General features: G+C 62.7%; 13 protein-coding genes. 6 read left to right on the forward strand and 7 right to left on the reverse strand.

Annotated elements, in window-relative coordinates; genetic code table 11:
* Positions 1–9 precede the first annotated feature (9 nt).
* The gene (locus ACWA1U_RS05755) at positions 10–582 is read right to left on the reverse strand and encodes a tripartite tricarboxylate transporter TctB family protein (protein ID WP_463724385.1); all 573 of its coding nucleotides are present in this window, start codon (positions 580–582) and stop codon (positions 10–12) included.
* Positions 583–618: 36 nt separating this feature from the next.
* Positions 619–1,620 carry a tripartite tricarboxylate transporter substrate binding protein gene (locus ACWA1U_RS05760; RefSeq protein WP_463724386.1) on the reverse strand — a complete coding sequence of 334 codons (1,002 nt, stop codon included), beginning with the start codon at positions 1,618–1,620 and terminating at the stop codon, positions 619–621.
* A 173-nt stretch (positions 1,621–1,793) separates the two neighbouring features.
* Here ACWA1U_RS05760 and ACWA1U_RS05765 point away from each other — a divergent pair, with 173 nt between their 5' ends.
* From ACWA1U_RS05765 to ACWA1U_RS05785, 5 genes are all read left to right on the forward strand, one after another.
* Positions 1,794–2,678 (forward strand): LysR family transcriptional regulator, encoded by an 885-nt coding sequence (locus tag ACWA1U_RS05765; RefSeq protein WP_463724387.1) that lies wholly within the window; start codon positions 1,794–1,796, stop codon positions 2,676–2,678.
* 123 nt (positions 2,679–2,801) lie between these two features.
* Positions 2,802–3,746 carry a 5-dehydro-4-deoxyglucarate dehydratase gene (kdgD, locus tag ACWA1U_RS05770; RefSeq protein WP_463724388.1) on the forward strand — a complete coding sequence of 315 codons (945 nt, stop codon included), beginning with the start codon at positions 2,802–2,804 and terminating at the stop codon, positions 3,744–3,746.
* Between the two features lie 34 nt (positions 3,747–3,780).
* The gene (locus tag ACWA1U_RS05775) at positions 3,781–5,400 is read left to right on the forward strand and encodes an aldehyde dehydrogenase (NADP(+)) (protein ID WP_463724389.1); all 1,620 of its coding nucleotides are present in this window, start codon (positions 3,781–3,783) and stop codon (positions 5,398–5,400) included.
* Positions 5,397–6,725 carry an enolase C-terminal domain-like protein gene (locus tag ACWA1U_RS05780; RefSeq protein ID WP_463724390.1) on the forward strand — a complete coding sequence of 443 codons (1,329 nt, stop codon included), beginning with the start codon at positions 5,397–5,399 and terminating at the stop codon, positions 6,723–6,725. The genes ACWA1U_RS05775 and ACWA1U_RS05780 overlap by 4 nt, the downstream gene beginning before the upstream one ends.
* A 31-nt stretch (positions 6,726–6,756) precedes the next feature.
* On the forward strand, positions 6,757–7,707 hold the full coding sequence (locus tag ACWA1U_RS05785) for an AEC family transporter (RefSeq protein WP_463724391.1): 951 nt from the start codon (positions 6,757–6,759) through the stop codon (positions 7,705–7,707).
* A 5-nt stretch (positions 7,708–7,712) separates the two neighbouring features.
* Here the strand turns inward: ACWA1U_RS05785 and ACWA1U_RS05790 are convergent, their stop codons facing one another.
* Together ACWA1U_RS05790 and ACWA1U_RS05795 are read right to left on the reverse strand one after the other, a co-directional pair.
* The gene (locus ACWA1U_RS05790; protein ID WP_463724392.1) at positions 7,713–8,777 is read right to left on the reverse strand and encodes a GNAT family N-acetyltransferase; all 1,065 of its coding nucleotides are present in this window, start codon (positions 8,775–8,777) and stop codon (positions 7,713–7,715) included.
* A gap of 26 nt (positions 8,778–8,803) precedes the next feature.
* Entirely contained in the window at positions 8,804–9,466 is a 663-nt protein-coding gene (locus tag ACWA1U_RS05795; RefSeq protein WP_463724393.1) for an alpha/beta fold hydrolase, read from the reverse strand.
* A gap of 884 nt (positions 9,467–10,350) precedes the next feature.
* On the opposite strand from ACWA1U_RS05795, the gene ACWA1U_RS05800 reads away from it, so the two are divergent.
* Positions 10,351–11,421, forward strand: coding sequence for an IS30 family transposase (locus ACWA1U_RS05800; protein ID WP_463724954.1), 1,071 nt, complete (start codon positions 10,351–10,353; stop codon positions 11,419–11,421).
* Between the two features lie 1,165 nt (positions 11,422–12,586).
* Here ACWA1U_RS05800 and ACWA1U_RS05805 read toward each other — a convergent pair.
* From ACWA1U_RS05805 to ACWA1U_RS05815, 3 genes are all read right to left on the reverse strand, one after another.
* Positions 12,587–13,306 carry a hypothetical protein gene (locus ACWA1U_RS05805; RefSeq protein WP_463724394.1) on the reverse strand — a complete coding sequence of 240 codons (720 nt, stop codon included), beginning with the start codon at positions 13,304–13,306 and terminating at the stop codon, positions 12,587–12,589.
* Positions 13,307–13,478: 172 nt separating this feature from the next.
* On the reverse strand, positions 13,479–13,634 hold the full coding sequence (locus tag ACWA1U_RS05810) for a hypothetical protein (RefSeq protein WP_463724395.1): 156 nt from the start codon (positions 13,632–13,634) through the stop codon (positions 13,479–13,481).
* A 92-nt stretch (positions 13,635–13,726) separates the two neighbouring features.
* Positions 13,727–14,716, reverse strand: coding sequence for an ImmA/IrrE family metallo-endopeptidase (locus ACWA1U_RS05815; protein ID WP_463724396.1), 990 nt, complete (start codon positions 14,714–14,716; stop codon positions 13,727–13,729).
* Positions 14,717–14,744: the final 28 nt, after the last annotated feature.

The following is a 14,744-nucleotide window of genomic DNA, read 5'->3' on the forward strand; positions in this document are numbered from 1 at the left end:
CCTTAGGTCCTAGAACAGGTGGGGTATCGAGGTACCCAGGCCGAGGATGAAGATTGCGTAGAAGGCAGCGGTGACCAGCAACGAGTAGATCGTTGCAGCCCGCCAGCTCTCACCACCGAGGAACTTCATCCAGACAAAGCACAGCAGGAGCGAGGGAATCTCGAACCCGATGATGGGCATGAGCCACACCATCGCGAGCAGGGTTATGAACCCGAAGGCCGCCATGCGGGAGAGCGGTGAAAACTTCTCACCGTCCGCCCCGCCCCGCCGGCCGACGAACAGTTGCGCGGCGGCCAGGACCGTGATGGCCAGACTGATGACGAATGGCCAGGTTCCCGGACGGGGTTCGCCGGGAGTGCCCAGACCGAGACCAACAGCGATGACCATGCCGGTGATGCCCACCCCCGCTGCCACCAGGGAGGCGGCGAGGTTGGCGATCGGTCCGGAGGGTGGCGGCGAATCCGCAGCCCACTCGGCAGCTAGGTCTTCCGGCGTCAGGTCCGGTACGTCGAGGACTTCCCCGACGCCGTCGGCGCCTGCTTCGGCTTCGTAGTCGCGCTTCCGGTTCATGGCGGTGCTCATTTCAGCTGATGGTCTCGGCCTGGGAGGGGCGGGATGCTACTCGCCGGACAGTGAGATGTCGTATTCCTCGACCAGGGCCTTGTACTGCTCGGCGAGGGCATTCCATTCTTCAACAACTTCTTCCCCGGAGACTTCCCACGGAGCAAGGATGTTCTCCTCGTTGAAGGTCTGGTAAGCCTCTGAGCCCTGGACGGTCTCAACCGACTCGATCAGGCGCGCCTTCGCTTCCTCGGAGAGTCCCTTGGGTGCCGCAAGGGCGCGGTACTGGGAAACAGGAACCTCGTAGCCTTCTTCGACGGCGGTCGGAACATCGGGAAGGAATTCGCTGCGCTCGCTGGAGAAGGTGACGATGGGGGTGACTGTTCCAGCTTCGATCTGGGGGAGCGCTTCACCGAGCTGGATCGTTGCGACGTCCACCTGGTTACCCATGACGGCGGTCAGGGCTGGCGAACCGGAGTCGAAGGGAACAGCACTTCCGTCGATCTCGGCCTGGGCGAACAGGACCGCCTGGGCCAGCTGTGAGCCCGTACCCACGCCGGTGGTGCCGAAGTTCAGGTCGCCGGTGCTCTCCTGGAGGTCCGCGAGAGTTTCGAAGCCCGATTCAGGGCTGGCCACCAGTACGTAGTCGTCCTGGGACAGGCCGGCGATGACGTCCAGGTTGTCCAGGGACACAGCCTCGTCTTCTCCGACAGCGAGCGGGGTGATGGTGATCAGCGACGCGTTGAGCAGGATGAGGTTCTGGCCGTCAGGCTCCATGCCAGCGACCTCCTTCGTTGCCAACGCGCCGTTGGCGCCGGCCTTGTTGACCACCGGTACGGCCACTCCGAGGTCATCTGCCATGCCTTCGGCTGCGGCCCGGGCGATCCTGTCAGTCGAACCGCCGGCGTCCTGGCCAACAGTGATCGTGATGGGACCGCTTGGGAACTCCTCGCCAGCCTCGCTTCCACCGCTGACGTTTCCGCCGCAGGCTGAAAGGGCCAGAACGCTGGCGGCTGCGGTGGCGGTGATTGCGGTGCGACGAATAAATGATGCTTTCACGTCTTGTACTCCTCATTTGAGAACGGCGTTGTTCGACAACTTTCAACAACTGGGGAACCGGGACTGCAATGAAATGTGATTGCACTCACTTCGGGTCCGGAAACCCAGCTTAGGGACGGGCTATGATGCATGTCCAAGCCAAAATATGCATGGAGTGATACCCGGAGGGCATAATGTTCACGCTGGACCAGGCACGCAGTTTTGTTGTCGTTGCGGAGGAGCTGCACTTCGGACGTGCGGCGGAACGGCTCAATATGACCCAGCCACCCCTCAGCCGCCAGATCCAGAAGCTTGAGAGGAGCGTCGGCGTCGAACTCCTGGAGCGGGATAACCGCAAGGTTTCCCTGACGGCTGCCGGAAGTGCTTTTCTCGGCGAGGCCCGCAAGCTGGTTGTTGCGGCGGAACGTGCGCCGCTCACTGCGCGGCGCATCGCGGCGGGCAAGTCCGGACAGCTGCGCATCGGGTTCACCGCTGCGTCCGGCTTCAGCCTCTTGGGACCGCTGCTGACGGAGATCGCACTCGAACTGCCCGACGTCGACGTCGAGCTTCAGGAGCTCGTCAGCGGTGAGCAGGTGGCAGCTATTTCCGACGGCGACCTGGACCTTGGTCTCGCGCGCCCCGCTTTCGACGAGGACCTCTTCGAATCACATCTGCTGTTCACTGAGGACTTGTTGCTGGCGGTGCCCTCCGGTCACGCCCTGGACCGGCTCAACCGTCCCCTCACCGTTGCCGAGCTCAAGGGTGTTCCGTTGATCATGCACTCGCCTACGAAAGCCCGGTATTTCTACGATCTTGTGGTTCGGAACATCCCTGTTGAACACGGCAATGTTGTTCATACGGTGAGCCAGATCCTCACCATGGTGGCGCTTGTGGCTGCCGGGAGGGGTGTCGCGTTCGTTCCCGAGTCGGCGAGCGCGCTGGGCGTGGAAGGCGTCTCATACCTGCGGCTCAAGGACATTGAACCGGACGCCGTCGAGCTGTATGCGATCTGGAGCCGCGAGATGCGCAACCCAGCCCTCGGGCGGCTGCTGGAGGTTATCCGCACGAAGGACCACTAGGTCAATGCCGATCGGGTATCAAACCATTCAAAATAAGCCTTAGACAGGTATCGCACTTCCTTCCTAGTCTTGAAGCAGCCCATTGACGCCGCTTGCCGGCACACTGCCGAAGGAAGATATACCGTGGCCCAGTACGCACCGCAGGAACTCGCCGAGAAGCTCAAAAACGGACTGCTGTCCTTCCCTGTCACCGCCTTCGCTCCGGATCTGACCGTGGATGAAGATACCTACCGCAAGCACCTCGCCTGGCAGGCCAGCTTCGACGTCGCCGGCCTGTTCGCCGCAGGCGGCACGGGCGAGGGGTTCAGCCTTACCCCGGCCGAGGCATCACGGGTGATCCGCATGGCGGTCGAGGAAGTGGGCGGCAAGGTGCCCGTCCTGGCCTCGGCGGGAGGCTCCACCGCCCAGGCCGTACAGAACGCGCAGGACGCCGAAACGGCCGGCGCTGAAGGGCTTCTCCTCCTGCCGCCCTACCTCACTGAGTGCGACCAGGACGGGCTCTTCACGCACGTCAGCACCATCTGCTCCTCCACCTCAGTCGGTGTGATCGTGTACAACCGTGGCAACGCCATCTATTCAGCGGAAACGGTCGCCAGGCTGGCAGACCGGCACCCGAACTTCATCGGGTTCAAGGACGCAATCGGCGACATTGAGCACCTGACCAAGGTCTACGTGAAGAACGGCGACCGGCTCTTCTACCTCGGTGGCCTGCCCACCGCCGAGACGTTCGCGCTTCCGCTGCTGCAGCTTGGCATGAGCACCTATTCTTCAGCTCTCTACAACTTCGCACCGGAATTCGCGCTCGAGTTCTACCGGGATGTCCGCAACCAGGACCACGCTGCCGTCACCGAAAAGCTGGATCGGTTTGTACTCCCGTACATCGCCATCCGTGACCGGGTGAAAGGCTATGGCGTTTCGATCGTCAAGGGCGGCCTGAAAGTCATCGGCCGCGATGTCGGAGCAGTCCGGCCGCCGCTGCAGGACCTCACCGACTCTGACCTCGCAGACCTGGGCGCACTTATCGACGCAGCAGGCATCCGCCCCGCGGACGCCGTCCTTACCGCCTGACCCATTCGGCCACCGTCTTCTCAAAGGAGTTCCAATGCCAACGCAAACCAGCCTCCAGGGCCACTCGATCATCGCCGGTGAAAGCACTCCCGGCAGCGGCAAGACCGTCAACGGCTTCAACCCGGCGACCAACGAAACCCTCGAACCCGCCTACTCCCTCATCGACGTGGAGCAGGTCAAGATCGCCACCGCAGCGGCGGCAGAAGCATTCCCTTCGTTCAGCAGCCTCGATCCAGCAGACCACGCAGCGTTCCTTGAGCGCATCGCGGACAAGATACAGGCCGCAGGGGGAGACATCGTTCCACGGGCCATGGCCGAAACCGGGCTGCCTGAAGCACGCCTCAAGGGCGAACTCGCCCGCACCACCGGCCAGCTGCGCCTGTTCGCGTCCGTGGTCCGCCAGGGCGACCACCATGGGGTCCGCATGGACCCCGCCCTCCCCGACCGCGAGCCTATGCCGCGGGCCGACATCCGTCAGCGGAAGGTCGCCATCGGTCCGGTTGCCGTGTTCGGCGCAAGCAACTTCCCACTCGCCTTCTCCACCGCGGGCGGCGACACAGCGTCCGCGCTCGCGGCTGGATGTCCGGTTGTCTTCAAGGCGCATAACGCGCACCCCGGCACCAGCGAGATCGTTGGGCGGGCCATCACCGAAGCAGTGCACGACGCCGGCCTGCATCCGGGCGTCTTCTCCCTGATCTACGGTCCCGGTGCAAGTATCGGGCAGGCCCTGGTTTCGGATCCGGCCATTAAGGCCGTCGGGTTCACCGGTTCGCGGTCGGGTGGTACAGCCCTTATGGCCACCGCCGCCTCCCGTCCCGAGCCCATTCCGGTGTACGCCGAGATGAGCTCCATCAACCCGGTGCTCTTCTTTGCGGGTGCGCTGCAGGGCGACCTGGACGGACTCGCCAAGGCGTACGTCGCCTCAGTGACTGGTTCCAGCGGCCAGTTGTGCACTTCGCCCGGCCTGGTCTTCGTTCCCGCGGGCGACGACGGCGACAAGTTCCTCTCCGCCGTCGACGCGGCGCTGGCGCCCGCTTCTGGGCAGACCATGCTCACCCGCGGCATCGCCCAATCCTGGAACGACGGCGTACAGTCGCTCGGTTCCCAGACCGGCGTCGAACTCGTAGCCCGGGGAACCGAGGGCAACACCGAGAACGCGCCCGCACCGGTTGTCTACGGCACGTCCGCACCCACCTTCCTGGACAACCCAGTGCTGCACGAGGAGATCTTCGGAGCCGCCTCGCTGGTTGTCCGTTACGCGTCGCCTGACGAACTGGTGGCAGCCGTACGCCGGTTGGAAGGCCAGCTGACCGCAACCCTGCACCTCACCGAATCCGATTACGAGACAGCACGCCCGGTGTTGCCCGTCCTTGAGCAGAAGGTCGGCCGCATCCTCGCCAATGGGTGGCCCACCGGCGTCGAAGTTGGTCACGCCATGGTCCACGGTGGACCCTTCCCCGCGACCTCGGACACGCGGACGACGTCGGTGGGAACCCTCGCGATCGAGCGTTTCCTCCGGCCCGTGGCCTACCAGAACCTTCCTGAGGCCCTGCTTCCGGCGCCCATCAGGCAGGAGAACCCCTGGAAGCTCAACCGTCGCGTTGACGGCAGCATTGAAATCGCGGACCGGAGCCAGCCGGGGGAGAGCCAGTGACCGCACAGCCGACAATCGCCGTCGTCGAGGTAGTCCCCGTTGCGGGGCACGACTCGATGCTGCTGAACCTCTCCGGTGCGCACGGGCCGTTCTTCACCCGCAACGTGGTGATCGTGACTGATTCAGACGGACGCACCGGGCTCGGTGAAGTGCCTGGAGGAGACGCAATCCGGGCCACCATCGAGGAAGCCGGAAAGCTCCTTGCAGGCCAACCGGTGGCCAGGTTCCGCTCGCTGCTGCGCTCTGTCGCTGCCACCTTCGCCGACCGGGACGCCGGCGGCCGCGGACTCCAGACGTTCGACCTGCGCACCACCGTGCATGCGGTGACGGCACTGGAATCGGCGTTGCTGGACCTGCACGGCCAGTTCCTGGGCGTGCCCGTTGCCGAACTGCTGGGGGACGGACAGCAGCGCGATGCCGTGCCGATGCTGGGCTACCTCTTCTACATCGGCAACCCTGACTCCACGGGCCTGCCGTACGTCCGTGAGCCGGATTCGGCCGACGCGTGGGAACGCGTCCGGCGTGAAGAGGCGATGTCACCCGAGGCCATCGTCCGCCTGGCTGAAGCTGCGCAGGCCCGCTACGGGTTCGCCGACTTCAAACTCAAGGGCGGCGTCCTTGCGGGGGATGACGAGGTCGACGCCGTCGTCGCGCTCAAGGAACGGTTTCCGGATGCGCGCATCACGCTCGACCCGAACGGGGGGTGGCTCCTTGAGGACGCTATCCGCTTGGGTAAGCGGATGCAGGGCGTGGTCGCTTACGCCGAAGACCCGTGTGGCGCCGAGGGCCGGTTTTCCGGGCGTGAGGTCATGGCCGAGTTCCGCCGTGCCACCGGGCTGCAGACCGCAACCAACATGATCGCCACCGACTGGCGGGAGATGTCCCACACCGTCCGGGTCAACGCCGTCGATATTCCGCTGGCCGATCCGCACTTCTGGACCATGGCAGGCTCAGTCCGCGTGGCCCAGCTGTGCCATGAGTTCGGGTTGACCTGGGGCTCGCACTCGAACAACCACTTCGATATTTCCCTCGCCATGTTCACACACGTGGGCGCTGCCGCACCGGGTGACATTACGGCGCTAGACACCCACTGGATCTGGCAGGATGGGCAAGGGCTGACCCGCGAGCCGCTGCAGATCCGCGGCGGTGAGATCCGGGTGCCAACCGCCCCGGGGCTTGGGGTGGAACTGGACCGGGCGCGGCTGGATCAGGCGCACGCACTCTATCTTGAGCACGGTCTTGGCGCGCGCGATGACGCCATGGCCATGCAGTACCTGGTCCCGGACTGGACCTTCGACCCGAAGCGGCCCTGCCTGGTCCGCTAGTTCAAACTGACGCTTTACGGGAGGAGGGCCGGTGGAGGGGGTACTCCTCGGGTTCAGCCTCGTGCTGTTGCTGGTTGGCGTCGGAGTAGGTGCGTCGATTTTCCTGCCGACGCGCGTGCCTGCCATGCAGGAGGGGCTCACGCCGCTGGTTTACTACATCACCAACCCGGCGCTGATGTTCATCCTGCTCGCTGACACCGACCTCACGCAGGTTGTGGGCCTTTACACGCCCATCGCGCTGGTGGTTGCCGCCATAACAGCCGGGATCTACGTGCTGTTGAGCCGGTTCATGCTCAAACGGCCGGGGCCGCAGACGGCGGTTGGCGCAATGGCGTCCAGCTACGTCAACGCCGGAAACATCGGCATCCCGATCGCGCTGTACGCGGTGGGAACCTCGACTCCCGTGGTGTCGGTGCTGGTTGCGCAGCTGCTGATCATAGCCCCGGTCTTCCTCACTATTTTCGCGTGGTTCGGCAGGAGAACGACGACGACGGCGGGCGGCAACGCCTCCCCACCCTTGGCGCGGACAGTGCTGCGCTCGATCGCGAATCCTGTCACTACAGGGACCGCGGTCGGCGCCCTGTTCGCTGCGACGCCGCTCACCCTCCCACAGTTCCTCTGGACTCCCATTGAGATGCTCGGCCAGGCGTCCATTCCCCTATTACTGGTGGTTTTTGGAATGAGCCTGCGCGGGCAGAAGCCCCTTGCGCAGCGTTCCCTCCGCGCCGACGTCGTTCTGGGGACATTCGTGAAACTGGCGCTGATGCCGGTAATCGCGTGGCTCGTGGCGTATTACCTGTTCCGGGTCGAGGGAACCGCGCTGCTCGGTGTTGTGGCCATGGCTGCGCTGCCGACAGCGCAGAATGTGTTCCTGTTCTCCGCGCAGTTCGGCCTGAGGGTCACGCTGGTCCGCGACCTCATCCTGGTCAGTTCCTTGCTCTCGCTGCCCGTGGTGCTGTTGGTCGCGCTGCTCCTCGGCTGAGTGCGCTACAGCGTCTTCCGCCACGCGCCCTCGTAGCCGACGGCGCGGAATCCCAGACTCTCGTTGACGCCCAGCATGGGCCGGTTCTCCTCCGCGTTGAAGGTATAGACAAGGTCCGTGTCAGACCTCAGTTGTGCGAGGTTTGCGGCCTTGAGGAGCATTCCAAGCCTCCTGCCGCGGTGCGCCGACGCGACGAGCGTGTCCTCCTGGGCCGCAGGGCCGCCGTCGTCGGCTTGTGAAAGCTCGGTGAAACCAGCGAGTCGGCCGGTGGGCAAATGCAACGCCACAGCCGTCAGTAGTGCCCGGTCGCTTTCGGCCTGATCGCGGTCGCGCTGGAGGATACGCTGTGCCGACCAGATGTCTTCCCGTGCCTGCATTCCCGCGGTGGGGTCATCAAGGCTCATCTGGGTCTTGAGCCACGCCAGATCCTCGATCCAGCCAGGCGGAGTGGCCCCTTTCCACTGCAGGACCTCGTACTCGGGCCCGGCCTGCTGCCTGGCCTCGTGGATCAGCGCGTCGAGGTTGGCCGAAGGCACCGGAACGTCGAGGAAACTGACCCGTTTGACCTGCTCCAGGGTGTAGCCGTGGCTCGTGAGGAAACGGACGCCAGGATCGGCTGTGGGTAAGGCACCAAACCCGGTGGGCGCCGTCATCGTTGGCCCCTCCTGCGTGGAATGGAGAACGTAGCTTTGGATGGTTGGGCGCCTGGACTCTCGGGCGAGTGCTTCCAGCCGTTCAAGGAGGGCAGTTCCGATCCCTCGCTGCCGGTGATATTCAGCAACTTCCACGTTAAGGTCGCTGACGGAGGATCCCTCGACGGCGGCCCAGGACAGAATCGAGCGGGCCGCAATATCGCCGCCCACCCTTGCCACGAAAAGCCTGCGCGGCTTGTAGGGGTTGCGGAATCCGGGCAAGAGCCCGGCCGCGGTGTGGGAGAGCGCATCGCTGCCGAGAATGCCCGTCTCCACCCGGTTTCGGACCGGGACCATTTCCTCGAATGCTGCTGCGTCCGAGTCAGCCGGCGTGATCGCCGAGGGGATGGTCAGTTCATGGATCGTGAAACCGGTCATGCTTCAACCTAGCTTCTGGTTGGTTTTTACCAATCACTACTGATCTTCTGGGCGAAGGCGTCCAGCGCCGCGGCCACTGCTTTCGGATGACTGATCGGAGCATAGTGCCCACCGGGAATCTCGACCGGCTCGATGCCTAACCGGTCACGGATCTGGCGTCTCATAAACTCTGGCGGGAAGAACTGGTCCTGCATGCACACGATCCCCAAAGTAGGCACATCCGGGTGCCGCTCACCCGGCCACGGGAGCGACAGCCAAGCGCCCTGTTGATCCCGGCTACGTTCACGGGCCTGGTGCTTGAGCGGCTCGGGTACGAGGTTGTAGAAGGCCACCTCTTCGTCTTCGCTGATCGTCTCGTTGCTATGGCCCGTGTTCGCCCACCAGTCACCGAAGTTTTCGCCCGGCAGCGGAATCATGCCCGCGAGGTACACGAGGCCTTTCGCATTCGACCGCTCGGCGGCCAGCGGTGCAGTGAATCCACCCAGCGAATGACCGACGACGACGACGTCGGCAGCGCCGCCTGCCGCGGCCGCGACTGTGTCCACGTAGTCGGTCAGGCCGGCGTCGTCGTTCTCTGTTGGAAGGTCGACGGCGCTGGCGCGGTGACCGTTCTCTTCGAGGAGGGGTGTGACTAGGTGCCAGTCCCACGCCGTGGAACCACCGCCGTGGATGAGTACGAAGGTTGCCATTGCCTACCCCGCCTAGGTTGTAAGGGCGAATCTGCCCGCACCTCGACACTACGCAGATTCTGTCGAAATAGCAGGAAGTCCGGGCGGTCAGATCGAGCTGACGGACGAGGTAGCGACACGGCTGCGAATTCTCGTCCGCGCACACCTAATCCTCGGTTAGTCAGGTTGCAGTTGGCGCACCCCGGATTCTGTTGGTCGAAGCAACACCCGATTAGGGAGTTCCTTCGATGTATCAGCAGTTCGATTCGCCTACGGGTGTCAGGTTTCTTGCCTTCATAAGGGAAGGTAGGAGTCTCAGAGAATCAGTACGGATGACCGGGATTGGCAAGGAGACCGCATGCCGGTGGTTGCGTGATGAATACCTCCGGCTCCGCAGTGAGAACCTGGATCACGTCGCAGCGCAGACACAGCTCGGTTTCATCTCCAGTAACGCTCTGAAGTGGAATGAGCGGTTTCTGAGTGGCGCCAGGCGACACCACTTCCAGGTGGATCTGGCGATTGAGGAAGCATTCTGGTCCTCTTACTCGTGCGGGGCGAGTGTTAGCGCTGCTTCAGTCTCCGCAGGGGTGAAACACACGACCGGGTACCGGTGGGTCCACCGCCGCTTCGACGAACTGCGTGGTCATTCTCCCTTGGCGCAGGTCATGAAGGATCTCCGCTTGTCGCCGGGCACGTCGATCAAGTGGGAGATTCAGCGAAGGAACGACCTGGAGGCGGAAAAGACGCGTTCGCAACGGGTTAATCGAGACGCGATCCGCTCGGCCAGAGTCATTGCCGAGAAGGTGGCAGCACCCATGACCCCAGCGCAGAAACGGCGCGCCCTGCGGGAGACACGATATTGGGAGTTGGTCGGCTCCGGTGCTTCCGACGCCGCGGCCTGCAGGATGTTGGGCGTGAGCAGGGTCATCGGAACACGGCTTCGAAACCAAAGAGCGCAACAACCCAGAATCAGCAGTAAGCTTCCCTCGGGCAGGTACCTGTGTCTGCGAGAAAGACTTCAGATGGCGGACCTACTCCGCCTGGGATGCTCCCTGCGCACCATCGGCCGCGAGCTGGGACGACACGCATCAACGATCAAACGTGAACTCGATCGGCACCGCGACAGTAAGGGCCGCTACCTACCCCGCGTCGCCGATCACGATGCTCGCCGGCAGCGGCGCCGGCCACGACAGCGCAAGCTGCGGACCAACCCGCGACTGCGCTCCCTGGTGCAGACCAAACTGACCAACCGCTGGTCGCCCGAGCAGATCTGCGGATGGCTGGCCCAATGCTTTCCCACCGAGCCGGGCCTGCGCCTGTGTCCGGAGACCATCTATCAGGCCCTGCTGTTCCACGACGAGGGCGGGCTCAGAACAGACGGGAAACCCCGGCTGCGCACGGGACGAAAAATCCGCAAACTCCGGTGGCGCACCGGCCCAGGTCACGGAGCAGTAGTGAAGAACATGACCATGATCAGCGACAGACCAGCGTCCGTCGAGACCCGAACCGAGGCCGGCCACTGGGAAGGCGACCTCATCGTCGGGCCCGGATCAGTGTCCGCGATGGTGACGCTGCGAGAACGGAAAACCCACTACGGGATCATCGTCAACCTCCCGCACGGACACACTGCGGCCCTGACCAACCAGGCCATCATCACCGCCATCTCGGCCCTACCCGCTCATCTGAAGCGGACGCTGACCTGGGACCAAGGCGTGGAAATGGCTCGACATCAGGAACTGGCAGCCGCCACCGGGCTGCGGATCTACTTCGCTGAACGCTCCAGCCCTTGGCAACGCGGAGCCAATGAAAACTTCAACGGACTTGTCCGGCAGTACTTCCCGAAGGGCACGGACCTCTCCATCCACACCAACGACCACGTCAGATACGTTAGCGACGAGCTGAACCCGCGACCACGTAAACGCCTCGGCTACCGCACCCCAGCGGCGGCTTTCAGCGCCGAGGACGAACAGTTGTAAGTCGTAGTCAAGACCCTCCACGACACTCGTAATCCCACCTTGGCCCGCCTCCACTACAGTGAGGTTGCACTACCAGCCAAAAACCGACGCGAGGAACCATCAGTGAATCGACCTGTAGTCCTCAAGATTCTGGCCCTCCTCATCCTGCACGTGCTGATCTGGGGAACCGTTGGCTTTTTCAGTGGGGGGTGGGAGACCGCCCGGAACTACGGCTTGATTGCTGGGCCAATTCTCGCTGCCTTTAATGCCATCCCGGTGATCCTAAAAGCGCGGAAGAGCAGCATTGGGTCCGATGCACCAGCCAGTCCTTCTCGAGACTCTCGATAAGCACAGCCACAGAGCAACCGGGCTCGGTAAAACGTCCAGCGTTGCGTCGACCGCTGAATCCACCCACCCTCATCGTGCATATCATCGTGCGGGTGTTGCGTGCGTGGTCCTGCCCAGCAGTCACTTCGCACTGCTGGAATGACTAGCAGCGCACGGTGGGGGACCGGCATACGGGCACGGCCGAACCTACACGTAAGCTCGGAAGTTGTGAGGATCAAACCCAAATTAGTGAAACCACTCATCTTCCTTGGGGTGCCAGTCGTTACCGGAGTCATCACATTGGTGAGCGGTAGTCTCCAACCGATCAGTACCGCGACTGGTCTGTATCTGATCCCCACAATGGTTACTCTGATTGGTCGAAAGCTTAACGTCGAGCTGCCCGTCAGCGCGTCAGCGGTCAACGAGGGAACGCTAGCGAAGTGGTGGAACAACCGCCGAAGGTGGGGATTTTACGCCTCATTCTCGGTGCTCATCATGATCGGTCTTGCCTTCGTTCGGTCAGCTATAACCGACACTTGGGGTGGCGGTGACGTTCTACTAGCAATCATGTGCCTGATTCCACTATTCATAATTCTCCGAAAGCCGCCACCAATAATAAAGGGTTTCGGAGTGAAGAATGAGTCTGAAGTCGACAGCGATTAAACTGCAGGCCGCGGCGACGCCAGCGTCCACATGTACCGATCTTTTAGGGATGCTTTAGCGGACACTTCCATCCCGAGATGCTTTCATAATGACCATCGACAATAAGGTTCGTCGCGGCCGAGGAGACCAAAGGAGAAGCCACGCCCTGAGATCAGGGCGCGGCTTCTCTTCTGTGACGGTACCCTCTCGCGCTTTCCTAGCTGCTGTAGGTGTAGGTGAAGGTGATTTTCGGATCGGCCTGGAAGGCCCATCCATAGGCAGTTTGCGCACCAACATGTACAGGTACTTCGCTGCCCGCCACTGGATTCATGACCGGCTGGTTGGGCAGAGCTTCGACGACTGGAGTATCGATGGTGGCGTTGAAGTCCAGCGGGAAGATGACGGTCGCGCCGAGCCGGACGTTGCTCACCGGCGCGAGGCTGAGCTGCGGCGCGTACATCACGAACCGGTACTTGCGCGGATCGCCGTCCTGCGGGAGGAGCTTCTGGCTGGCATGGATCCGCAGCACTTGCCGGCCGGCGGGGATCTTCAGATCCGCTACCTTGTAGCCGTTGGCGAGCTCCTCGAGCTGCTTCTTCTCGTTGACGTTTGAATCCAGGGTGATGCCAGCTTTAGCCAGAACTGGACGAATGATCTCCGCATCCTTCTTCGGGATGCGGTTGAACGGAGCGGGATCCTTGAAGTGGTCCTTGGTTCCGGAGACCACCCGGACGAAGGCGGAGGTTCCTGCTTCAGTATCAGCGGCGAGGACGAGGCGGTATGTCGCCTCCGTCGGGGATTCCACCGTCGCCGTGATCGTCATGTTCGCGACGTCGTAGGACTCTGCGTTGAATCCCTTGACCGGGGCGATCGACTCGATGTCGATATTCATGCCCTGGTTGTGTACCTGAAGGTCAATGGTTATTGGAGTAGTCATGGATTGTCCTATCCGGCCGCATCGAGGACGGGGCCTGTCGTGGATCTGGTGATTGATGATGAGACTTCAGCACGAGCTGTTGAGCACTCGTCCTATGGGTGATGGGTATGTGTGGAAGCAACGGAGAGACCGGGTGGTGGGTGGCACTCCTGAGGACACCGCCCACCAGCGGTCACTTCTCGTTTCGGACGCCCTTGTGCTGTTTTGGACTGCCGTTCATGATGCGGCCGGTTGAAGTGTCCCGCTTGAACCAGCTCTTCCCCGACTTGAACTCGCTGCGACCCTTCACCGCTCCGACGCGGTGCCCGCGTCCTGTGTTTGAAGCCATTCCACTCACCTCCTGTCCGGGAGCGTCAACCCGTTATCGGCGCTCTCACCTAGTAGTCGAGATAGGAGGCCGGAGAGTTAGCGGGTTTTGGATCAGTCCCGGCACTCTTCGCACAGCCCGCCCACGAGGAGATGGGGCTGGAACTGCATGAAGCATGAGCCTGCGCAAAGCTGCTCCCTGGCTGCCACGCGCTGGCAGTGGCAGCGCCCGCACTGAGGACAGAAAGGTCGACCGCAATTGCTGCAGGGGAAACCCCTCACTGCGCGGTCCGCTCCACAGCACCGAATCAGCGTCGACGGGCGGCGGTCGAAATCGCGGGCTGGATCAAGATGGAGCTGCTCGGCTCCCCACAGGTCGATGCCGGAGAACACTGCGACGATCTGTCTTCGTAAAGGAAGAGCGTCGACGTAAAACGACTCCTGGGCTCCCCACCGGTTCCTCCAATAAGTCTTTTGCCTCAGCCCTTCTTGCGACCGCACATCCAATGTTGTTAGCGGGTGCCCGGGAGGAATGGGTTCGCCAGGCCACGGGAATACTTTCGGCCAGCCACGATCAAGATCGGGCTTTATGCTCGCTGATACCACTGACTTGCTTTCGCTGTTCAGGATCACTACTGCGCCTAGATTGGGCAGACGGTCAGCCAGTGCGATCGCGCAAGCCGGCAGGCTTGCGTTGCTTAGGTCGAACAGACGCAGCACGTGTTCGGCACGTACAGGTTCTCCCTGCATTGCGGCACTCACGAGCTCATGGGATAGCAACAGTTTCTGAGCGATACGATCGCACACGGTCTCGAGGAGACGGGCGGGATCGTCCTGGTCAGCGATCCAGTCGTACAAGCCTTCCGCTTGTCCGATCAGCCAGTGTCCAAGCTCGTGTGCGAGTGTGAAATTTTCCCGCCTGCTGTTTGGGGTTGGCGCATAGAGAATGACCCCGTCGTCGAGGAAGGAAACGCCGTCACAGGATCCTCCTTCTTCCCGGCTCGCCACGAGGCTCTCTACGGGGCTGACCTTCAGATGAAGATCGGCTACCAGTACCTCTTGGGGAGCGGCGGCGAAGCGCTGCCGGGCTTGCGGCTTCAGCATGCGCAACGCTTCTTCGACGCATCGATCA

The organism is Arthrobacter sp. TRD_SC_6 (assembly GCF_055361185.1).